Genomic DNA, 4,462 nt, shown 5'->3' on the forward strand with positions numbered 1-4,462 from the left:
GACTCCGTCCGAGTAGCGCGAGTGGATTGAGGGGCAGCTTGGGGCTCTTCTCCCCCCTCGACCGCAGGTTCCTCAACCCCAGATCCGGCCAGGCGAGCATTTCTTTCTCGCACCATCCCTGGGATCCAAATCAAATCCAGGAGCTGACCGATCCCCAGCAGCCCAAAGGTCAACAGCCAGAGCAAACCCGTCCGCCAGCGGCCCAGATAAAAACGGTGCAGGCCACAGATGCCAAACAAACCCAAAATCCAGAGCACGTAGGCCGAGCCAAGACGAGCCGGGATCTCGTCGCTGGGGGAAACTGCCGCTGACCTTGGTTCCTCCCCCTCTAGCCGATACTGCTCCACCAGCAAGCGAAAGTGCTCTGGGGTCAGTAAGCCCAGCTCCAGCCAAGCTCGCAAACCTCGCAACACCTGCTGCCGGGATCCCCGAACGGTGAGCTGCAAAAGGACGTCGTCCGAGGAGCGCGAACGGTCAGATTGCGGCTCCTCTGTTCCTGAGGGCGGAGCGCGATCCTGGGATCCCATGGCCGGACTCCTTGAGCAAAAGGCTTGGGGCTACTGCTACTCTAAGCCTTGCTCTAGCCGGTTGCCATGCCGTTCTCAAATCCTTCTCCTGCTGCGGCAGAGTGTCAGTTCCTGCTGATGCGACCAGCCCTCTAAACCTCAGTTGGGATCCCTGGGATCTCGCTGCTGTGAGTGCTGCGCAAGACGGGAAGCGTCATCATCTGTCCCAGGCGTGAAACGGTGAGCTCCGCCGCCGGAATGGGCTCCGAGACCTGTCCGCCGCTGAACACCATCACCCGGTTGCTGTACAGCAGGATCTCGTCCAAATCCGCCGAGGCAAAAAGAATAGCCGTACCCGCTTGGGTGCGTTCCAGCAATTGCCCCCAGACCCACAGCGCCGACTCGATGTCCAACCCTCGCGTTGGGTGCTCCATCAGCAACAGGGTCAGGGGTGTGGGCAAGAGAGCCAACTGGCTGCGCTGCTGGTTGCCCCCCGAGAGTTGCTCCACCCGGCTGTAGGGGTGACCGCGAATGCTGAAGTGTTCAATGGCCGCTTGGGCCTGTTGACGGGCCAGAGCCCAGTTGATCCAGGGATCCTGCTGCTGGAGGGCAAAATGCTCCTGCAAGGTTAAGCCGGGGATCAGCCCTTCCCGCAGCCGATCCGCCGGAGAAAACCCCACCCCACAGCGCAGGTAGTCGCCGTAAGGACGGCCTGTCATCTCCTGCCCCCTCAACAAGATCTGGCCCCGCCTGGGCGGCAACAACCCTGCACAGGTGAGCAGGAAAGAGCGTTGCCCACTGCCCTCCAAACCGGCCAACCCAATCACTTCCCCCGGCTGCACCGCCAGATCTGGCAAAGCCAAGGCAAACGGCTCATGCCGCACCACCAGGGAGCGCAACTCCAACAGGGGATCCGCCCTCCTTTGCGGAGAATGGGGCCGAGCCGGGGGTGCCAACTCCCGCCCGAACATCCAATCGATCAACCGCTGTTCCAGCAGGGCAATGTCCTCACCTCTAACAGGCAGCTCCCCCACCACCTCCCCCTGCCGCATCACCGTCACCCGATCGCAAAGGCACTCCACATCGGCCAGCTTGTGGGAGACGAAGATCACCGATTTGCCCTGCCCCGCCAACCTTCTCAGAGCCGCGAACAAAAGATCTTTTTGCGCTGCAGAAATGCCCGTCGTCGGCTCATCCAAAATCAAGGTGTTGATCCCCAGGGAAAGCAACCGCAGCATTTCCAGTTGTTGCCGTTCCCCCACCGTCAAACTGCCGATGGCTCCATCGGGGTTGAGATTGAAACCAAACTCTTCACAGGCTTTCTCAAGACGTTTCCGGCTTTCTCGCAGCCCCAAACCCAAGCGCCCCCGCTGCCCGGCAATAAAGTTTTCCAGCACCGTCAGAGAAGGAAAATCCAAGGGATCCTGGTGCAACATGCCAATGCCCAGGCGAATGGCTGCTGCAGGGCTGTCGATGCGAACCGGTTGCCCATCGATCCAAATCTCCCCCTGATCGCAGCGCAGAAAGCCGCTCAGGATCTTAACTAAGGTACTTTTGCCGGCCCCATTCTCCCCAAGCAGGCCGTGGATTGTGCCCGCCTCCACCCGCAAGGACACATCGCGGTTCGCCTGTACCGCCCCAAAACGCTTGTGGATGTGCAGCAGCTCGACCTTCATTCTGCTCATAGTAACCTGCCTCCCCAGAAAATCCCCAAGAATACAGTTGCTGAGGTTGCAAGTGCTGGTGCTACGATAGCGACAGCTCGCCGTTAGGCGTTGGCTGCGGACGAGTTCAGCATCGATCTGTGGTTCGCCCTGCCCCTCTTCTCCGCCCTTCCCCCCTGCCACCCATCTCGGATAGCAACCGCCTCAAAATCTTCTCAGGCAGCGCTAACCCGGCTCTGGCTCAAGAGGTGGCGCGTTACTTGGGCATGGATCTGGGCCCGATGTTGCGCAAGCGCTTTGCCGATGGCGAGCTGTACATCCAAATTCAGGAGTCGATCCGGGGTGCCGATGTCTACTTGGTGCAGCCCACCTGCCGCCCCGTCAACGACCACCTAATGGAACTGCTGGTGATCATCGATGCCTGTCGCCGCGCCTCTGCCCGGCAGATCACCGCCGTCTTGCCTTACTACGGCTACGCTCGCGCCGACCGCAAAACGGCAGGACGAGAAGCGATCACCGCCAAGCTGGTGGCCAACATGATCACCCAGGCAGGGGCCCATCGCGTGCTGGCCATGGATCTGCACTCGGCTCAGATTCAAGGCTACTTCGACATTCCCCTCGACCACGTCTACGCCCAGCCGGTATTACAGGCTTACCTCAAGGAAAAGGGCTTGCTCGACGAAGACATTGTGGTCGTCTCTCCCGATGTGGGGGGTGTGGCTCGTGCCCGTGCCTTTGCCAAAAAACTCAAGGAAGCCCCTCTGGCAATCATTGACAAGCGCCGCCAAGCCCACAACGATGTGGAAGTCATGAATCTGATTGGGGATGTGCGGGGGAAAACTGCCATCCTTGTGGATGACATGATCGATACCGCAGGCACCATCTCGGAAGGGGCAAAATTGCTGCGCAAGCTGGGAGCCAAAGCGGTTTATGCCTGCGCCATTCATCCTGTTTTTTCTGAGCCGGCCATTCAACGCCTGCGGGGTGGTCTATTTGAAGAGGTGATCGTCACCAACACCATCCCTATCCCTCCAGAGCAGCACTTTCCCGAGTTAACCGTTCTCTCGGTAGCCAATGTGCTGGGGGAAGCGATCTGGCGCATCCATGAAGATAGCTCCGTCAGCAGCATGTTTCACTAAAGTAAGTTTCTCCAGAGTATCGCTAGAGTAGAGTGGGTGCAGAATGGGTGCGCCTGCTCCTTTTCCCTGTGGAGATCAGCCCAACCAGGCACCCCCGATCTGTCGTGATGGACTGGGTTGAGCCAGCTCCTCGGCCAGGTTTTCCCATGTCACCTCCCATTTCTCGCTCGCCAAGATCCGTTGTGCACGGTTTTGCTTTCCCGCGGACTGCTCCCAGGGAAGGGCAGTCCCTTCGAACTGAACCGGATACTGAGTCCGCTTCGGCGCTGTACCCGCTGTTGCAATTGTTGGGTCAACTGTTGAAAGTACCTTTGGTCTATCTAGAACTGGCCCAGCCGGGATCCGATCCCCACTCGCCTTCAAAAGGGATCCTCTACCGGGATCCGCAAGGGATCCCAGCCGGAGAACCTTTCAACCCCGATGTCGGCTCTGAGCAATGGCCTTTTCATGAATCCTTCCTCTTGCAGACTGAGCAGGGGATCCGGTTGGCCGATCTGCACCTGCTCGACTGCCACCCTCGCCAACTGAGTTCCTTTGAACGGGAACAGATTGACCTCGTTGCCCTCAGCCTGAAGCACATTCTTCTCCAAGCCCAGGAGCATCGGCAAACCCTCGAGCAGCTCCAATCCCAACTGCAGGACAGCCGCAGCACTGCTGCCCGCTACCAGCAGATCTTCGAGAACGCCGTCGAAGGCATTTTTCAAACCACCCTAGAGGGCAAATATCTGGTTGCCAACCCGGCCTTGGCCCATATTTTCGGCTACGAATCCCCTGAGGATTTGATGCACAACGTCTCCGATATTGGCACCCAAATCTATAGCGATCCGGAGCAACGAGCCGAATTCATCCAGCGCATGCTGAGAGAAGGTCAAGTTGTGAATTTTGAACACCAAGTCTGCTGCAAAGATGGCAGGCTAATTTGGATTTCTTTAAATGCCCGTACCATCTACAACGACCAAGGGGATCCCCTCTATTTTGAAGGATTTGTTACCGACATCACAGCATCCCGTCAACTGAAAGAACGACAACAACAATTGGAAGAGGCCCGCCGAGAGAGCGAGCATCGTTTTCTGCAACTGGCAGAGAATACGCAGCAACTGTTTTGGATCACAACACTCTACAGCAAAGAGCTGATCTACGTCAGCCCAGCCTG

The 4,462-nt window shown here is 58.3% G+C and carries 4 protein-coding genes; 2 read left to right on the forward strand and 2 right to left on the reverse strand.

Annotated elements, in window-relative coordinates; all coding sequences use genetic code 11:
• Both NW819_RS04835 and NW819_RS04840 read right to left on the reverse strand, forming a co-directional pair.
• A partial coding sequence (locus NW819_RS04835; RefSeq protein ID WP_414413060.1) for a TM2 domain-containing protein occupies window positions 1-527 on the reverse strand: 527 nt, incomplete at its 3' end.
• Between the two features lie 131 nt (window positions 528-658).
• A complete protein-coding gene (locus NW819_RS04840) occupies window positions 659-2,191 on the reverse strand; it encodes an ABC transporter ATP-binding protein (protein WP_414413061.1) in 1,533 nt (510 codons plus the stop codon).
• Window positions 2,192-2,310: 119 nt separating this feature from the next.
• Here NW819_RS04840 and NW819_RS04845 point away from each other — a divergent pair, with 119 nt between their 5' ends.
• On the forward strand, window positions 2,311-3,309 hold the full coding sequence (locus NW819_RS04845) for a ribose-phosphate pyrophosphokinase (RefSeq protein WP_011433256.1): 999 nt from the start codon (window positions 2,311-2,313) through the stop codon (window positions 3,307-3,309).
• A gap of 299 nt (window positions 3,310-3,608) precedes the next feature.
• A partial coding sequence (locus tag NW819_RS04850) for a PAS domain-containing protein (RefSeq protein ID WP_414413062.1) occupies window positions 3,609-4,462 on the forward strand: 854 nt, incomplete at its 3' end.

The sequence above is a fragment of the Synechococcus sp. R8-2 genome (genome assembly GCF_047461715.1).
In the GTDB taxonomy this organism is placed as follows: domain Bacteria; phylum Cyanobacteriota; class Cyanobacteriia; order Thermostichales; family Thermostichaceae; genus Thermostichus.